Source organism: Flavobacterium sp. NPDC079362, from assembly GCF_050267765.1.
Classification (GTDB): domain Bacteria; phylum Bacteroidota; class Bacteroidia; order Flavobacteriales; family Flavobacteriaceae; genus Flavobacterium; species Flavobacterium azizsancarii.
Genome location: NZ_JBNNFM010000020.1, coordinates 83,533 through 103,591 on the forward strand (window position 1 = coordinate 83,533; position 20,059 = coordinate 103,591).

At 36.4% G+C, this 20,059-nt stretch carries 11 protein-coding genes; all 11 read left to right on the forward strand.

Annotated elements, in window-relative coordinates; genetic code table 11:
* The gene (locus ACQKCJ_RS16565; protein WP_427402456.1) at window positions 1-3,435 is read left to right on the forward strand and encodes a SusC/RagA family TonB-linked outer membrane protein; all 3,435 of its coding nucleotides are present in this window, start codon (window positions 1-3) and stop codon (window positions 3,433-3,435) included.
* A gap of 17 nt (window positions 3,436-3,452) precedes the next feature.
* Window positions 3,453-4,916 (forward strand): RagB/SusD family nutrient uptake outer membrane protein, encoded by a 1,464-nt coding sequence (locus tag ACQKCJ_RS16570; RefSeq protein WP_427402457.1) that lies wholly within the window; start codon window positions 3,453-3,455, stop codon window positions 4,914-4,916.
* An 89-nt stretch (window positions 4,917-5,005) separates the two neighbouring features.
* A complete protein-coding gene (locus ACQKCJ_RS16575; RefSeq protein WP_427402458.1) occupies window positions 5,006-5,926 on the forward strand; it encodes a dihydrodipicolinate synthase family protein in 921 nt (306 codons plus the stop codon).
* A 31-nt stretch (window positions 5,927-5,957) separates the two neighbouring features.
* Window positions 5,958-7,118 (forward strand): galactose oxidase, encoded by a 1,161-nt coding sequence (locus ACQKCJ_RS16580; RefSeq protein ID WP_427402459.1) that lies wholly within the window; start codon window positions 5,958-5,960, stop codon window positions 7,116-7,118.
* Between the two features lie 784 nt (window positions 7,119-7,902).
* Window positions 7,903-9,144, forward strand: coding sequence for an MFS transporter (locus ACQKCJ_RS16585; RefSeq protein ID WP_427402460.1), 1,242 nt, complete (start codon window positions 7,903-7,905; stop codon window positions 9,142-9,144).
* A gap of 132 nt (window positions 9,145-9,276) precedes the next feature.
* Complete coding sequence (locus tag ACQKCJ_RS16590; RefSeq protein WP_427402461.1) at window positions 9,277-11,373, forward strand: GDSL-type esterase/lipase family protein; 2,097 nt, start codon at window positions 9,277-9,279, stop codon at window positions 11,371-11,373.
* Window positions 11,374-11,648: 275 nt separating this feature from the next.
* Window positions 11,649-12,860, forward strand: a complete 1,212-nt coding sequence (locus ACQKCJ_RS16595; protein ID WP_427402462.1) for an AGE family epimerase/isomerase — start codon at window positions 11,649-11,651, stop codon at window positions 12,858-12,860.
* 565 nt (window positions 12,861-13,425) lie between these two features.
* The gene (locus ACQKCJ_RS16600) at window positions 13,426-16,629 is read left to right on the forward strand and encodes a LamG-like jellyroll fold domain-containing protein (protein WP_427402463.1); all 3,204 of its coding nucleotides are present in this window, start codon (window positions 13,426-13,428) and stop codon (window positions 16,627-16,629) included.
* 120 nt (window positions 16,630-16,749) lie between these two features.
* Window positions 16,750-17,889, forward strand: coding sequence for an N-acetylglucosamine-6-phosphate deacetylase (nagA, locus tag ACQKCJ_RS16605; protein ID WP_427402464.1), 1,140 nt, complete (start codon window positions 16,750-16,752; stop codon window positions 17,887-17,889).
* Between the two features lies 1 nt (window position 17,890).
* Window positions 17,891-18,820: a DMT family transporter gene (locus tag ACQKCJ_RS16610; protein ID WP_427402465.1), complete on the forward strand. Its 930-nt coding sequence runs from the start codon at window positions 17,891-17,893 to the stop codon at window positions 18,818-18,820.
* 236 nt (window positions 18,821-19,056) lie between these two features.
* Window positions 19,057-20,059, forward strand: a 1,003-nt coding sequence (gene nagB, locus ACQKCJ_RS16615) for a glucosamine-6-phosphate deaminase (RefSeq protein ID WP_427402466.1), incomplete at its 3' end; no start/stop codon positions are given.

The window sequence follows — 20,059 nt, forward strand, 5'->3', positions numbered from 1 at the left end:
ATGAAATTATTGCCAAAAAGTAAACCTATAAATTGTAGGTTTACTCCTAAACACGTAAAAGTTATAAAACTAACATCTGCGTTGCTTTTAGTTTTTACAATGCAGTTAACCGCTGCAGAAACAGAAAAAAGTACCATACTTACAGATAAAAATGTAAAAAAGAATGACCTAATTCAAAAGAAAGTTACCGGAACAGTTACCAATGAAAAAGGAGAAGCTTTACCAGGTGTAAACATTGTAGCCAAAGGAACTCAGTTTAGCACACAAACAGATTTTGACGGAAAATTTTCTATTGAAGTACCGGATAATGCTACTACTTTGATCGTTTCTTATATTGGTCTTCAGGAGCAAGAAGTTGCTATAGGTACTGCACCTCTTACTATTGTTCTTAAAGAAATAGGACAACAAATGAATGAGGTTATTGTAGTAGGATATGGTTCTCAAAACCGAAGAACTTTAAGTACTGCGGTTTCTAAACTGGACAAAAAAGTATTAGAAAATGTACCGTATTCTAACGTAACACAATCTTTGCAAGGTAACGTAACCGGTTTGGTGGTAAAAACTTCATCTGGACAACCAGGGAAAGCTTCGAACATTCTGGTTCGTGGTGGTACATCGATCGATAATCCTGCCGGAGCGACACCTTTATATATAGTAGATGGTGTTATTCGTACTCAGATAGACGACATTAACTCTTTTGATATTGCTTCGCTTCAGGTACTAAAAGATGCTGCGGCAACTTCTATTTACGGAGCGCGTGCATCAAACGGTGTTATTATTATTACCACAAATACGGGTAAATCAGGTAAAATGAAAGTGACTTATAATGTCTCTACTCAAAGTAGCCGAATTGGTAAAAAATACGATTTCATGGACGGTGGGGATTATATCAAATTTCAACGTCAGGGTATTTATAATGCCGCAGAACTTGCCGGACTTTCTACTACGACAGGTATCGCAAGACTGGGTCAGTTAACGGGCGCGACTCCGGCTGGTACTGGAAACAACCTTCAAAACAATACTCCGTTTGCTACTTTATTAAAATCCAGTTTAACACCGGATTCAGTGGCACAGCTACAGGCAAAAGGCTGGCAGGAACTTCAGGACCCTTTAAATCCTAACAGTACCATCATGTACAAAAGTACAGATTGGAATGATGTTTTGTTTCAAAATGCTCTTACACAAAGTCATAACCTTGGGATAAGCGGAGGTAATGATACTGGAGTTTTTGACTTGAGTTTAGGATATCTTAAAGGTGACGGTATTACGATTTTTACAGGATATCAAAGGTTTACAAGTAAATTAAATGCTTCGCTAAAAGTAGCTGACAATTTTACCATCAATGGCCGTATGTTGTTCTCTAAATCAAGCAACAATCAGGTTGTGGCAAATAGTGTAGTTTTCAACAGATATTTGGGAAACTCACCAACTACAAAATTATATCTTGAAGACGGAACATTGGCTCCGGGTCAAAATAACATTAACGGAAATCCATTGTACCAAATGGGAAAAGTTAAGGGAATCAACGAAAACAATAAATTACAAATAGGCGTAGATGGTGAATTAAAACTAGCCAAAGATTTCACCTTCACTCCTTCTATGTCTCTTTATAGCGAAAATGAAAATGACAACACTTTTCAGCAGGCGTTCTTAAGCGGAAGCAGTGGTTTAGTAGACAATACACGTACTGCAACAAGATTAAGCAACCAAATTTCGCAAGTACAATACGAAGGAGTTTTTGCCTATAAAAAAGGATGGGATAATATTGGAGATTTTGATGCCAAATTAGGAGTTTCAAAATACGACAGAACTATAAAATCTTTTAATGCTTCAGGAAAAGGAAGTCCTTCAGATCTAGCGCAGACTTTAGACTCTTCTCCAATTCCGGTTTCTGTTTACAGCAACAATACAAAATTGGTTTTAAACAGTGTTTTCGGACGTGTTAATTACGATTACAAAAACAGGTATTTCGCAACAGCATCTTTCCGTTATGACGGTTCATCAAGTTTAGGACCTGACAACAGATATGGTTTCTTTCCTGGGATCTCTGCAGGATGGAACATTCAGGAAGAAAAATTCTGGGAGAAAGCAATGCCAAAATTATTCTCTTCTCTTAAACTTCGTGGAAGTTATGGTGTAAATGGTAACTTGGGAACTCTTGGAGATTTTCAGGCCGGAGGATTATACTCAGGTTCTACAAATGGTGTAGCAAATAGTTACAACGGACAATCTGCGATTATCAACTCACAAATTGCAAATCCGGGATTAAAATGGGAACAATCTGAAACTGTAAATGGTGGTTTCGATTTAGGTTTCAACGAAGATAAAATCAGAATTATTGGAGATTTTTATAACAAATTAACTTCTGATTTATTAACGAATCTTACTTTACCATCAAATAGTGGTTTCTCTACGGTATTAACAAATCTTGGAGGATTAAGAAGCAAAGGTTTCGAATTAGAAATACAAGCGAATCTTTACAATAAAAACGACTGGAAAATTAATGTTGGAGCAAACGTTTCTCACAATACCAATACAATTGAAAAATTGCCATCAAACGGAAATTTAAACAACAGAATTGGCGGAACAGAGATTTTCGATCAAAAAAGCGGAACATATCAATATGTTGGAGGTTTGCAGGAAGGACAAAAAATTGGAAATTTCTACGCACACAACCAATTGTATATTCTTTCGACTCAGGCAGAAGCAGATGCATACAACTTAAAAGTGCACGATACTTATGTAACTAAAACGGCTGCAAATGGCGGAAATCCTGAAGGTAAAAAATTCGCCGGAGATGCTGTATTTGAAGACACGGATGGAAACGGAATTATCGACAGCAGAGACAGAAAGTATATGGGAAATATGTTCCCAACATTTGTAGGAGGATTTAATTTTGATACTTCGTACAAAGGATTTTCACTTACAGTAAGAACAGATTACTCATTGGGAGCTACAATTTACAACGAAGCAAGAGCACGTTTCTTAGGTCAGTTTCAGGGTAATTACGGATTATTGGCAGAAAGTGCACAATCATGGCAAAAAGAAGGAGACATTACAGATGTACCTCGTTACCGTTGGGCAGATCAAACGAATCAAAACAACTTGTTCAGATCAGAAGCTAGTGGAGCTGCTTACAACACCAATATGTTTCAGGGAAATAGCCGTTATTACGAAAGTGGAGATTATTTATGTATAAGAGAAATCACTTTTAGCTACAACTTGCCTAAAATGTTAATCGACAGAGCAAAACTAACATCGGTTCGTGTTTACGTAACCGGAAGCAACTTATACTATTTCACAAAATACAAAGGATTAAGCCCTGAAGTACAAGGTATAGACGGAGGATCTAGTTTAGGATTATCTGCCGCAGGATCAACAGGTACATACCCTGTTCCAAGAAACATTATCCTTGGTTTAAATATCAGTTTGTAAATTTTAATACTAAAATCATGAAAAAGAAATTTCTTATATATACACTACTTTTTACTACTCTATCCCTATTCAACTCCTGTCAGGATGATTTAGAGCTAACATCTGATAGTGTTATTACATCTGATAGTTTTTGGAAAACAGAAGATGATGCCAAAGCTGGTGTAAATGGTATGTACGTTAACTTCAGAATCCAGACCCAACAAAATTATTATTTATTGGGAGGAGCCAGAAGTGCCGAAATAACTGGTGGTGTTCAATCACCGTTGACTTTGGCCAATTATTATAACAATCAGCTTACACCACAAAATGTCGACGTAGACTGGGCGGGATTATATACTGTAATACATTCTGCAAACTTGGTTTTAAAGTATGTACCACAAATTACCTTTAGCCCAACAACCGTAAATGAGCAAAAACGATATCTTGCACAAGCGTATTCTATGCGTGCTTTATGTTATTTTATCATGGCGCGTTCGTGGGGTGGTGTTCCACTTGTAACAGATCCTACAGAAAACAGCAATCAGTCACAATATATTATTCCGCGTAATAGTATCGAAGAAACATTTGCTTTCATCAAAAAAGATATTGATGCAGCAATTGCAAACTTTCCTGACGCAACGAATAATAAAATTCAATTGTCGCTTGCTTCAGTGTATGCTTTAAAAGCCGATGTAAACTTATGGACTGCAAAACAATTAGGTGGCGGAACAGTAGATTTGAATACAGCATTAACAGCTATAAACGCAATTCCGGGAACTCCAACTTTATTGCCTAATTTTAAAGATGTTTTTGCTTACGACAAAAAAGCAAATGCTGAGGTAGTTTTTGCTGTTCGTTATTCTCTTGCAGATTTACCTTCGAATTTAGCCGACAACTGGAACCAGTTTATGTTTGTGGGGCCAAGTGATTTTGCTCCATTAACATCTGCAACAGCAACAGCCACTTTTGGAACATTAGGAACTGGTGCCGGAAATGCCGGAATTTCAAGAGTGCAACCGGATATTACAAGATTCAATTTTGCAGCAACAGATACCAGAAAAGCTGCAACTTACTTAACTTTATACAACGGCCCCGTTCCTGTAGTAACAGGTTTGGTAAAATACAACGGAACTGTTGACGGAACTTTAAGACGTTTTGTAAGTGATATTATCATTTACCGTTGGGCAGATATTTTATTAATGAAAGCTGAAATTAAAAATGCTTTAGGACAAGATCCAACTGCTGAAATGAATTTGGTAATGCAAAGAGCAGATGCTACGGCTTCTTTCACAAATGATTCTCCTGCAAATAATGACAATGTGATCTTAAATGAACGTTTGAAAGAATTGGCTTTTGAAGGAAAATCATGGTGGGATTTGGTTCGTTTCAACAAAACAAGCTTAGTGCCATCGATGACAGCAGGAAAAGAAGTTTTGTTTCCGATCTCTCAGAACACAATCAACTTTAATCCAAAAATTGTTCAGAATCCTATTAGCAAATAAGATTTTAAAACTATAGTTTACCATTAGATCGGGAATGTAAAAGTTCCCGATCTAATACAACAAAATACAAATAATAAAAAAACATACTCATGAAAATTCAACATTTACAAGGTCTGATTTCTGCTCCTTTCACCCCTTTTGACAGCAACGGAAAATTAGATGTTAGCCTGATTCCCGCTTATTATACTTTTCTAAAAAGAAACGGAATCACCGGAGCTTTTATCAACGGATCAACCGGCGAAGGAGTTTCTATCACCTTAGAAGAAAAAAAGGCAGTTGCACAAGCCTGGGCAGATTGCTCGAATCACGATGATGATTTTAAAGTAATGGTTTTCCTTGGCGGAACTTGTCTGGCTGATTGTATCGACCTTGCAAAACATGCTTACGAAATTGGTTTATACGCTGTTTCTCTAACCGGAGCTTTTTACTTCAAACCAAACAATGTAGATACTCTTGCCGAAATCTGTATTAAAGTGGGAGAAAGTGTTCCTAATATGCCATTTTATTATTACCACATTCCCGTATTAACAGGCGTAAATGTTGCGATGTACGATTTGGTAAGAGCTTTAGATAATAAACTTCCAAACTTTGCCGGAGTAAAATATACTCACGAAGATTTTATGGATTTCCAAAGTTGCATGAGCTACGAAAACGGAAAATTTGATATGCTTTGGGGGCGTGACGAAAATATGTTATCTGCTTTGGTTCTGGGTGCAAAAGGTGCTGTAGGAAGTACTTTCAACTATGCTGCTCCATTATATTATGATTTAATTGAAGCTTTCAATAATAATGATTTGGTTAAAGCAAGAGCGCTTCAGCAAAAATCAATTGATATGATTCGTTTCTTAGGTAAATATGGCGGAATCTCTGTTGGGAAAGCATATATGAAATTGGTAGGTCATGATTTAGGAGAATTCAGATTACCGGTTAAAAACATGAGTGCTGAACAATTTGAGTTATTCAAAAAAGATGTTGCAGGTTTAAATTTCGATACTTTCAAATCTAAATAATCAAGTTCGTTTTCTCTAAAACAAACCCAATATGAATACGTCTTTTTCTTCCTTAATCCTTACTATTTTTATTATGTCAACAACCATTGGTTTTTCGCAAAAAACAAAGATTTCAAATGTCGAATGGAAAAAAGCCGCACAATTGCAAAATGCTGACGGAAGTCTTTCACTAGGTTTTGCAGGTCCGATAAACGGAGTTAGCAACAACATTTTGATTGTCGCCGGAGGAGCCAATTTTCAGAATAAAATGCCTTGGGAAGGAGGAAAAAAACACTATTCGAATGAGATTCATGTTTTAGAAAAAGTAGGCGATGAATATCATTGGAACAAAAAAGTGACGAATACATTACCGGAACCTATCGCGTATCCGGGAAATACAACCACAAATTCAGGAATCGTTTATGTAGGCGGAGAAAATGAAAACGGACTTTCGAATAAAGCCTTTATCCTAAAATGGAATGCCGATAAAAACGAAATTGAAACAAAATCATTACCGGATTTTCCAATCGCCATTACCAATATTGCACTTACAAATCATGAAAATATTGTTTACGCAATTGGCGGAGATGAAGCAAAACAATCCTCAGATTTAGTTTTTAGTATGGATTTGAATGCTGAAAAACAGGAATGGAAATCGTTACCAAAATTACCTTTTGCTTTAGCAAATTCGGTTGCAGTAATTCAAAATGATAAAATTTATGTTGTTGGCGGAAGAACCAAAACTGCATCAGGAATAAGCGATTTGCACAACACTACTTTAGCTTTTGATCTAAAAAAACAAGTTTGGGAAACGAAAGCAGAGATCTCTGACGGAAAACACACCACCAATTTTTCTGCTGGCGCAGGAGTTGCTGTTGGCAATGAATACATTTTGATTCTTGGCGGAGATAACGGAACTACTTTTCATAAAATAGAAACCTTTTTGTCGCAAATTGCAAAAGCCACATCTGAAGAAGAGAAATCAAAACTTATTGCCGAAAAAAATATTTTAAACACAACACACAAAGGTTTTTACAACGCTATTTTAGTATACAACACACATACAAATAAATGGTCAAAAATGGGCGAATTGCCTTTTCTTGCCCAGGTTACAACAACAGCCACAATCTGGAATGACAAAATAGTTTTATCGAATGGAGAAATAAAACCCGGAATTCGTACACCTGATGTTATGTTGGGAACCATCAAATAAAAATTAAACACGAATTGCACAAATTATCACGAATTAAAATCATTGTAATCTTTTTAATCAGTGGCAAAAAAATTTAAACAGATAGAAACATAGATTTTTAAATCATATTAAAAGGTGGTTCTAAAAAAACAAGTTTTTTTTTCACATAGCTAACTATGAGTTTTATTTGAAGCGAAACGTCTTTTCGCGCTATGCAAACTATGTCTCTATGTGTTTAAGAACCGATTCGCAAATAATTAAACGTAACCAAAGAGACCTAACAGGTTTTTAAAACCTGTTAGGTCTAGCAAGAATCAAAATAAAATCTGTTTATCCCGATAGCTATCGGGAGCGGCAAAAAAATTTAAACACATACAAACATAGTTTTAAATCGAAGAAAGTTGGTTTTAAAAAAATACATTTTTTACACATAACAATATGAGTTTTATTTGAAGTGAAACGTCTTTTCGCGCTATGCAAACTATGTCTCTATGTGTTTAAAAAACCGATTCGTAAATAATTAAACGTAACCAAAGAGACCTAACTGGTTTTTAAAACCTGTTAGGTCTGGCAAGAATCAAAATAAAATCTGTTGATCCCGATAGCTATCGGGAGCGGCAAAAAAATTAAACACATAGAAACATAGTTTTAAATCGAAAAAAGATGGTTTTAAAAAAATACATTTTTTACACATAGCACTATGAGTTTTATTTGAAGTGAAACGTCTTTTCGCGCTATGCAAACTATGTCTCTATGTGTTTAGAAAAATACCCAACCAATTAAATAAAATAAATCATATCAAAATATGAAAAACTCTAAATATTATCCGTGGTTAGTCGTAGCGTTACTCTGGATTGTAGCGTTGCTCAACTATATGGATAGACAAATGCTGGCGACCATGAGACCTTCTATGGAAGCTGACATTCCTGAACTGGTTTCAGGTGAAAATTTTGGACGTTTAATGGCTATTTTCCTTTGGATTTATGCTTTAATGAGCCCTATTTCCGGAATTATTGCCGATAAATTAAATAGAAAATGGTTGATTATTGGCAGTTTATTTGTCTGGTCTGCGGTTACATATGCTATGGGTTATGCTACAACATACAATCAGATTTATTGGTTAAGAGCCATTATGGGCGTGAGTGAAGCCTTATACATTCCCGCAGGTTTGTCTTTAATCGCCGATTATCATCAGCAAAAAACAAGATCGCTTGCCATTGGTATACACATGACGGGACTTTATGTAGGCTCCGCTTTGGGAGGTTTTGGAGCTACAATTGCTGCGAGATTTTCATGGCATACTACTTTTCATCATTTTGGTATTGTGGGCATTGTGTATTCGATAGTGTTGGTTTTCTTTTTATATGAGAAAAAAGTATCTACCAAAACATTTGATCCTGAGTTTAATAAAACACACGAAAAAGATTCGCTTTTTAAAGGCTTGGCATTATTGTTTACCAATATTTCATTCTGGGTGATTTTATTTTATTTCGCTATTATCAGTTTACCGGGTTGGGCAACTAAAAACTGGTTACCTACCCTATTCTCCGACAACTTAGGAATCTCAATGGATCAAGCCGGGCCAATAGCCACAATTACAATTTCATTCTCGTCCTTAATAGGTGTTATTTTCGGAGGAATTTTATCGGACAAATGGGTTCAAAAAAATATAAAGGGAAGAGTTTATACCAGTGCCATTGGTCTGAGTTTAACGATTCCCGCTTTAATGCTGATTGGTTTTGGGCATTCCTTATTTCATGTGGTTGGAGCTGTTTTATGTTTTGGTATCGGATATGGTATGTTCGATGCCAATAATATGCCCATTATCTGTCAGTTTGTCTCCTCAAAACATCGTGCAACCGCTTATGGAGTACTGAATATGACCGGAGTTGGCTGCGGTGCTTTGGTAACTTCATTGCTTGGAAAATCTGCAGATTCAGGAACTTTAGGTTTTGGTTTTGCCTTAATGGCCGGAGTTGTATTGCTTGCATTAATAGTGCAAATTAGTTTTCTACGCCCCAAAGTCAATGATTTTGCAGATGCGTAGAACATAAAGTTCATCCCCTTTTTTACAATTTAAGAGTTAGTTGGTTTTTTGAAGTTTTTATAAGCCAGGGCGGAGCTATGCCTTCTGCCCAGCTTATAAATGAGCCTTTTTTTAATAATAGTTCTAAAAAAAATGAGAACAAAAAAACGAAATCTTTTCATGGTTATGCTTTTCATTTCAATGATTTTCAATCTTGAAATGACAGCGCAAACTCCAATAAAAATTGCTTGCATTGGTGATTCTGTTACGGCTGGTTATCTTTTAGCCAATCCAACAACCGAATCTTATCCTTCGCAGTTGCAAATTTTAATGGGAAATCAATATGAAGTCAAAAATTTTGGACATAGCGGAGCAACGCTTTTAAAGAAAGGAAGTACGCCTTATTTTAAAACCGAAAAATGTGCTGAAGCCATTGCCTATCGTCCTGATATTGCCATTATTCATTTAGGATTAAATGATACCGATCCCAGAAACTGGCCGAATTACAGAGAAGATTTTGATGCAGATTATTCGTGGTTAATCGATACTCTAAAAACACAAAATCCGAAGGTAAAAATTTATATCTGCAAAATGACGCCGATATTCAATGAACATCCAAGATTTAAGTCCGGAACACGAGATTGGTTTTGGCAAGTTCAGGAACATATCAACGGAATTGCAAAAGCCAATAATGTCAAACTAATTGATCTTCACGAGAAACTGTACAATCGTCCTGATCTTTTCCCTGATGCTTTACATCCAACAAAAGAAGGAGCAACAATTTTAGCAAAGATCGTTTACGAAAATATCACGCAGGATTTTGGCGGACTAAAATTATCTCCTGTTTTCACCGATAATATGGTGTTGCAAAGAAATCAACCAATTGTAATTTATGGAAATGCAAATGGCGGAGAAAAAGTCGAAATCACTTTAGACAATAAAAAAGAAATTACAACTACAAATGAATTCGGAAAATGGAAAATAAATTTTCCTGCAGTGAAATCTGGAGGAACACATCAGATTACTATTTCATCAAAAGAAAAAAAAATCGTTCTGAAAAATATTCTAATTGGAGACGTTTGGTTTTGTTCCGGACAATCAAATATGGCATTCCCTCTTTATAAATCAGAAAATGGAATTGCTGAGGTAAAAAAAGCCATCAACAACACCAATCTTCGATTATTCAATTTTGAGGCCACTGCAGAAACAGATGAAAAAGCGTGGGATTCTATTACTTTAGAAAAAACGAATCGATTAGAATTCTTTTCCGGAAAATGGAAAATCTCTGATTCATTAAGTGCAAAAGACTTCTCGGCAATAGCTTATTACTTCGGACAAAATATTGCTCGCGAAGAAAATGTTCCAATAGGTTTAATACAAGTTGCCGTTGGCGGATCTCCCATAGAATCCTGGATTGACAGATATACTTTGGAACACGATGATAAAGTAGTCGACGTACTGACCAACTGGCGAAAATCTGATTTCATGATGCCGTGGGTAAGATCGCGTGCTGATGAAAATTTAAAAAATGCCAAAAATCCAAAACAGCGACATCCCTACGGACCTTGTTATAATTATGAAACCGGCGTAACTCATTTCACCGATTTTCCCATAAAAGGAATTATTTGGTACCAAGGCGAAAGCAACGCACACAACATCGAATTATACGAACATTTAATGCCTGTGTTGGTTGAAAGCTGGCGTAAAGCCTGGGCAAACTCCCTTCCGTTTTATTATGTTCAATTGTCAGGAACAGATCGTCCAACCTGGCCGTCCTTTAGAGATGCACAAAACAAAATTCAGAAAAACATTGCCAATAGCGGTATGGCGATTAGTATGGATTACGGTGATGCTACAAATGTGCATCCTATTCAAAAAAAGCAGGTTGGAGATCGTCTGGCGCTTCTGGCATTGAAATATACTTACGGAAAAAGTATCATCGCAAACGGACCATCGGCGCAAAAAGCCACTCAAAAAGGTGATCTAATTATAGTTTCTTTTTCGAATGCCAAACAATTATCAACAGCGAATAATAAAGAATTAACAGGTTTTGAGTTGGTAACCGAAAAAGGAATCCGAATTGAAAGTAAAGCAACAATTATTAAAAACGAGGTTTCAATAAATATCCCAAAAGGTGAAAAAATTAAAACCGTCTTATATGCCTGGAAGCCTTATACAAAAGCAAATCTCGTCAATGAAGCAAATTTGCCGTGTTCGACGTTTCAACTGGATTTAAACAATAAAAATTGAAACACAAATTGCACGAATTAGCACGAATTAAAAAATCATTTTAAATCTGCCTAATCTGCGAGAAAAAAATTAAACACATAGAAACATAGTTTAAATATCAAAAAAGACAATTAAAGAAAATACATTTTTTCACATAGCGCTATGAGATTTATTTTTAAGTGAAACGCCTTTTTTTAAGAATTAGAGAGCTATGTCTCTAATTCTTAAAAAAATATAGACCAACAAATACGAAATCAACACTTAGTAAAAAAAACTAAGTCTAAAAAATATATAAAATGAGTTATTCCAATACTGATCTCTTACACCTAAAAGATTTTTATCAGAACCAATTACTACATGACACCGTTCCGTTTTGGTTTCCACAATCAATTGACACAATTCACGGCGGTTATTTATTAATGCGCGGACAGAATGGCGACTTAATCGACGATGATAAATCGGTTTGGTTTCAGGGTAGAACCGCATGGTTATTATCGACACTTTATAACACGATCGAACCTAAACAAGAATGGTTAGACGGCGCCAAATCCGGAATCGATTTTATCAACCAACATTGTTTTGATACTGACGGAAGAATGTTTTTCCATGTAACCCGCGAAGGAAACCCAATTCGTAAACGCCGTTATTATTTCTCTGAAACCTTTGCCGTGATTGCGATGAGCGCTTACGCGAAAGCTAGCGGAGACGAGAAAATTGCAGAACAGGCACGTCATTTATTTGGAGAATGCATCAAATATTCGAGTACTCCGGGTTTATTAGAACCAAAATATACCGGAGAACGTCCGTCGAAAGGAATTGGATCGCCAATGATTATGATCAATACGGCACAACAAATCAGGGAGACCATTGGAGATCCGCGTTGCGATGAATGGATCACCAAATGGATTGCCGAAATCGAAAATGATTTTGTAAAACATGACATCGAATGTGTGATGGAACAAGTAGCTCCTGATGGTTCAATCATAGATCATATTGATGGACGCACGTTGAATCCGGGTCATGCTATTGAAGGTGCATGGTTTATTCTACACGAAGCAAAATATAGAAATAATGATCCTCATTTAATCGAATTAGGCTGCAAAATGCTGGATTATATGTGGGAACGTGGTTGGGACAAAGAACATGGAGGGATTTTATATTTCTGCGATGTTTATGGTAAACCTGTTCAGGAATATTGGCAGGACATGAAATTCTGGTGGCCTCATAATGAAGTTATTATTGCCACTTTATTGGCGTACACAATGACCGGAAATGAAAAATACGCAACATGGCATAAAATGATTCACGATTATGCGTATAGTAAATTCCATGATAAAGAAAACGGAGAATGGTTTGGGTATTTACACAGAGACGGAAGCGTGGCGCAAACTGCTAAAGGAAATCTTTATAAAGGACCTTTTCATTTACCGAGACAAGAATGGTATTGCGCACAAATATTAAACGAACATCTTGAAAAAACAATGAAACATGAAAATCAAATTATGTAAATCGGTATTGGCGATGTTAGACATTTAGCCATCTATAAATAATACCTTTTATATTAAGTTTTTGTGTGCCGTTTGGCAAGAAATATTGGTAGAAAACACAGATCAGGATTGAATTTAATGTGCCGTTAAGCATTAAATATTTGGTAGAAAATTACATTTACGGTCCGTTGGCGTGTGCCGTTAGGCACTAAATATTGGTAGAAATACAGATCAAGATAGGATTGTATGTGCCGTCAGGCACAACATATCGGTAGAAAAAATACGTTCAAGATCCGGTAGCGTGCCGTAGGTACGCAATATATACGTTTTGTTGCATACCTACGGCACGCTGGATTTATTGGGATTCTTTTTTCTACCGATATGTTGTGCCTAACGGCACAGCAAATAACATAACGCTATGTGAGAAAATCATGATTTTATTAAAAAAGAATTTAAATTTTAAATCTATGTTTCTATGTGTTAAATAAAAATGACACTAAATAATTGTAATAGTACCACCTATTCCATCAGGATTCTCGAGATTAAACCTTACGCTTATTAACCAATTTTAACCAAAATAAAAACTATGAAAAATTTATTACGCTTATTTTGTTCGTGTTTTATGTGTTTATATGGTATTAGTATCAAAGCACAAAGTGGTAAGGTTTTGAACCTCGATGGAATTTCTACTTATATGACTGTTCCTGATCATGCTGATTTAGACTTCGGCGCAAGCCAAAACAAAACGATTACATGTTGGATAAAAACAACAACTTCAACCGGAACTCCCAGAATTTTTGCCAAAAGAAATGGCTCATCCGGAAACGGATATGAATTTTGGACCGGCAATGGAACCAATGCTGGAAAATTTGCAATGAACATGAGCGGAACCGGAACGCCCAACAATATTAGTACCGCAGGATATTCGGCCAATTCTATTGCAGACGGAACCTGGCATCATATTGCACTGGTTATCGATGCTTCCAGTAATCGAACGATGTACGGTTATATTGATGGTGTTTTGGCCAATACCGGAAAACCTTTTACCTCTGTTACTTCGGATTTTTCGAATGCTTTAAACTTTGTGGTTGGAGCGACTTCTGATGCCAGTAACAGTTACAAATGGGCAGGTCAAATCGATAATCTCCGCATTTGGAACAAAGCCATGACAGCAACTGAATTGCAAACTGATATGACTGCTGTTATCAATGCTCCGGCAACAGATCTTCTGGCAGCGTGGAATTTTGAAAACATAAGTGGTACAACTGTTCCCGATGTTTCAGGGAATAACCATCCCGGGACTTTGGTTGGATCTCCAACGACATCAAATGCTTTTCCGATGATTTTATCTTTAGATGGTGTTAATGATTATATGTCGGTTGTGAATCATAGTGATTTTAATTTAGCAGCCGGACAAAGTTTAACGGTGACTTGCAAAATCAAATCATCAGATTTTGGTAAACGTATTCTAAGTAAACGCCCTGGCGGTGCAGGAATTGGATATGAATTTATCAATAATACTTCAGCCGGCGGTGGACAATTTGGAGTAAATTTAACGACAAGTGCCGGAGCCGCAGGACCTCCTTACGGAACTTCGAATATTGCGAATAACATTTGGCATCATTTGGCAATGGTCGTTGATGTTGCTTCAACAAGTTGTAAAATTTATGTTGATGGTGTTTTGCAGCAAACCAAAACGACCACAAATATTGGCGGAACAAATACAGTTTCAAATACCGGAGATTTATTATTTGGAACGCTCAGTAATTTTTCTTCTTATATGAATGCACAATTAGACGATATTCGTTTTTGGAATAAAGCCATGACTGCCGCAGAAATTGTAACAGATAAAACAGCAATTGTAAACGGAGCACAAACCAACTTGATTGCAGCTTGGGATTTTGAAAATGTTAGCGGTACAAACGTTCCGGACATTTCAGGAAACAATCATCCGGGAACTTTAAATAATGGAGCGATGGTGATTGCCCAAACCAACGAAATGCAAATTAATGCAGTTTCATTAGTGCAGACTGAATTACCAACCGGAATTGGAGATACCAACCAACGAATTATTGCTGTAAAAGCTGCTGTTAGCGGCACCATAAATCCGCTTACGGTAAGTGCTTTAAAATTTACAATGGCAGGAACTACCAATATTGCTGATGTTACTAATATCAAAATTTACTCCAGCGGATCTACTGCAATTTTCAATTCGGCAACGGCAACATTGTTTGGGAATGTGACTCCGTCAAGCGGAAATCTTGTTGTTAACGGCTCAAAAGCATTGATAAACGGAGACAATTATTTCTGGATTACCTATGATGTTTCGGCTTCAGCAACAGAAGGGAATTTATTAGATGCCACTTGCGAGTCAATCGTAGCGAACAGTATTACTTATAATACAACAGCTAATACCGTTTCGGGCAATCGTACGATATTATTAGCCAATACACTTTTGTTTACACCCGGAGATGCAGAATCTGCCAGTTATCGTATTCCGGCGATTATCACCGCTGCCGATGGTTCATTAGTTACCGTAACCGATAAAAGATGGAATGGTGCCGGGGATTTAGCAGCTAAAATTGATCCTGTCGTGCGTCGTAGTACCGATAACGGAAAAACTTGGTCTGCTCCTATTGTCATTGCTAATTTTGGTGCTTCAACCGGAGCGGGAGATGCCGCTTTAGTTCTCGATAAAACTACAGGAGAATTATTGTGTCTGGTTTCTGCCGAGAAAGGTTTTTTTGCTTCGACAAATGCAGCACCTGCCAAAGTTTTAGTGATTCATAGTACAGACAATGGCGTAACATGGGGAACTCCTGTTGATATTACTAACCAAATTTATGGTCCAAATCCGGGTTGGAAAGGATTATTTGTGGCTTCAGGAAGAGCACATCAATTAAGAGACGGAAAAATTGTCGCTGCCATTGCTGTACGAGAAAATGTTTCGGGAGTTGAACACATTAATAATTATATAATTACCAGCGCTGATCACGGAATTACATGGACAGCATCAACCGGAAGAGCAGAATTAGACGGAGACGAATCTAAAGTCGTAGAACTAAACAACGGCAATATCATGATGAGTATTCGTAATCCGGGAACGCGTCGTTTTAATATCTCAACAGATAAAGGAGCAACTTGGGGAACTGCTTATAATCAAGCAAGTATTACTGACCCAAATTGCGATGGCGATTTTATTCGCTATACTTCTACCCTTGACGGATATGATAAAAACAGATTATTGCATTCGATTCCGTTTTCTGGAAGCCGAAAAAATGTGAGTGTACAATTGAGTACAGATGAAGGAACAACGTGGGGATCACCTAAAACTATTTTTAGCGGAGCTTCGGCATATTCGAGTTTAACAATTTTGCCTGACGGAACAATTGGCATTTATTATGAGAACGGAGAAAGTTCAACTTATCAGATGTATTTTGTTCGTTTTAGTTTAAATTGGCTTACCAATGGCACGGATACATTTGTTCCAGCCAGTAGTCCTTCGTTAAGCAAAAAAACACAGGAAAACACAGCAACTGAAGATCAAAAATTCAGCATTGATGTAAATCCAAATCCAATTAATGATGTGGTTAGGATTAAAGTAAACAATGCGAAGGGAAATATTACGTTCAAAATTTATGATTTATCAGGTAAAATAATTCGTACTGAAAAATTAAGTACTAATGAAACAGAAATTTTCTTTTCGTTAGGAAATCAATTGAAAGGTATTTATCTTTTAAATGCAAATGATACAGAGACAACCATTAGCAGCAAATTGATTAAAAACTAAAAAAGAGCCATCGGATTAATTCCGCTAAAAAAAAGAGCCATCGGCTCGACCAATATTGTAGGGCCGAATTTTAATCCGGTTTAAACAATACAAAAAATAATAAAGAAATAAAATTAAAAAATGAAACAAGCGATTATCAATACAACCGTACACACAGGAGATGAAATCATCGAAAACGGAGTTATTATCATCGAAAATGGAAAAATTATATCCGTACAAAAAGAAATCCCAGATGTTATTGAAACGATTGATTTAAAAGGAAAACATATTGCTGCGGGTTTTATCGATATTCAGATCAACGGAGGAGAAAAACTGTATTTCAGTCAAACTCCAACCGAAGAAACGATTCAGGATATGTATGATGCAAGCCTAAAACATGGAACTACACAAGTACTTGCGTGTTTGATCTCTTCTTCGCATGAAACAATTCTTCAGGGAATTGAAGCCGTTCGCAATTATAGAAAAAAACACCATAATGGCGTAATCGGAATGCATTTGGAAGGACCGTTTTTGAATCCGTTAAAACGTGGTGCGCATAGTATTGATCAGGTTCGTAAACCAACGAACGGTGAGCTTGAAGAAATTATAAGACTTGGAAAAGATGTTATAAAAGTGATCACGATTGCACCGGAATGTTTTACAGACGAGCAACTGAATATGTTGTTAAAAAGTGACATTCAAATCTCAATTGGACATTCTACAGTTACGTACAAAGAAGCACAGGTTTACTTTTCGAAAGGTATAAAACTGGTAACCCATTTATTTAATGCGATGACACAATTTGGGCATCGCGAACCGGGTTTAGTGGGTGCCACTTTTGAAAACGAAAATGTATATGCTCCAGTAATTCTTGATGGTGCACATTGCGATTATGCGGCGGCAAAATTAGCGTACAAACTCAAACAAGACAAATTCTTTTTGATTAGTGACGCCACATTTTTAGGCCGAAAGGTTGAAAACTTTAAATGGGATAATTTCGATGCACATCTTGACAATGGTTTTTACAGAAACGACGACGGAAATCTGGCAGGAGCAACAATCTCAATGTTAGAAGCAGTTCAAAATGCCTATAATCATCTTGATGTTTCGGCAGACGAAGCTATTAAAATGGCTACTTCGCGCGTTGCAAGTGCGATTGGTTTACAAGATCAATTCGGAAAAATAAAAGAAGGATTTCCTGCCACTTTTGTACAATTTAATGACGATTTATCTGAAATAGAAACGTTGGATTTTTCTAAAAACAAAACTACTATTTCATAAAATGATCAAAGAAAAAATGCTTCCGATTACTGCTAAAATCAAGGAATTTAAAATCATTATTGCCGGAATATTATTTGCCTTTTTATGGGCATCTGCATCAACGGCAACCAAAATTGGTTTGCATGCCGCACAGCCTTTTGTGATTTCTATTTTCAGGTTTATAATAGCCGGAAGCATTATGCTTTTCATTTCTCATATCGTAATGGCAAAACGATTTCCTCAAAAAAAAGAGTGGGTTCAGATCAGTATTTATGGTTTGTTTAACATCACTATTTATTTGGGGTTGTATGTCATTGCCATGCAAAAAGTATCCGCCGGTTTGGGAAGTCTGGCTGTAGCAACTAATCCTGTTTTTATTGTTTTGATCTCGGCTATTTGGTTATCGCATAAAATCAAGTTCAAAAACATTCTTAGTTTACTGCTGTGTTTTATTGGTGTATTTCTAGCGGCTTATCCTCTATTACAAAACAGTTTTGCAACTCCCGGCGGCATACTTATTTTAGTTACAAGTATGATTGCCTATTCATTAGGAACAATTTATTATTCCAGACAAAACTGGAACGGATTACACATTCTTACCATCAATGGGTGGCAAACCATTATTGGAGCTGTGTTTCTGCTTCCGGTTTTATTTTTAACGTATGAACCTGATAAAAATGTTTTCGACAGCGATTTTTGGTTTTCGACTTCTTGGCTGGCAATTGCGGTTTCTATTGGTGCGGTTCAGTTTTGGTTGTATTTATTAAAAAACAATCCAATCAAAGCTTCATATTGGCTTTTTCTTTGTCCGATATTCGGATTTTTGATTGCGTATTTTGTGGTCGATGAACCACTTACTTTGTATACGCTTTTTGGAGTTGCATTTGTCATCATCGGATTGTATACTACCCTTTCTTCTGATAAAAAAATTATTAAACACATAGAAACATAGATTTAGAAACAAATAAAAAGTGCTGCCAATTAGCTCCGGAGGAGCGTAATATTTATAGCCAATTATTAGCATTCACAAAAGCTCCGGAGGAGTGTAATATCTCAAACATTTATATTGTTATAAAAATATGTCACCCCGCTGGGGTTCATATAAGACAACCCGAATTTCTATAAATATAACGTCCCGATGGGACTTGTCCTATTCTAAAATTAAATAACCAAATAAAATTAATAAAAATGGAAACTGATCTAGAAACCAAACCTGATATCAGCTATAAAAGCGCGGGAAAATTTGAAGAGACCAGATTTGAAAAAATCCACAATGAAATCTTCAGAAATTCTACAGAAGCTTCGATAATTGTAGCGCAGGAAATCGCGCAATTAATTAGATCTAAACAAGAAAAAGGAAAATCTTGCGTATTAGGTTTAGCAACAGGTTCTTCTCCTATCAAAGTTTATGAAGAATTAGTGAGAATGCACAAAGAAGAAGGATTAAGTTTTAGCAATGTAATCACTTTTAATCTGGATGAGTATTATCCAATGACCAAAGAGAACAATCAGAGTTATCATTATTTCATGCACCAGCATCTTTTTAACCATATTGATATCAAACCGGAGAACGTTAATATTCCTGATGGCACTGTAAATATTGAGGAATTAAATCAATATTGCATCGACTATGAAATGAATATTAAAAATGCCGGAGGACTTGATTTTCAATTATTAGGAATTGGCCGTACCGGTCACGTAGGTTTTAACGAACCGGGATCACACGTCAATTCAGGAACCAGGATTATTACACTGGATCATATTACAAGAGTAGACGCTTCATCAGATTTTAATGGTATCGACAACGTTCCTAAAAGAGCGATTACCATGGGAGTTTCAACCATCATGAGATCTAAAAGAATCGTATTAATGGCCTGGGGACAAAACAAAGCCGATATCATCAAGAGAACTATTCAGGGAGATATCAGTTCAGAAGTTCCTGCTACATTTTTACAAAACCATCCTAATGCAACATTTGTATTAGACCAGTCTGCAGCATCAGAATTAACGCGTTTCAAAACGCCATGGCTAGTGGGAGAATGCATCTGGAATCAGGAATTAAAAAGCAAAGCGATTGTTTGGTTGTGCCAAAAAACAAAACAATCAATATTAAAATTAACAGACAGAGATTACAACAATAACGGAATGTCTGATCTTTTGGCGCAGGAAGGTTCTGCTTATGATCTTAATA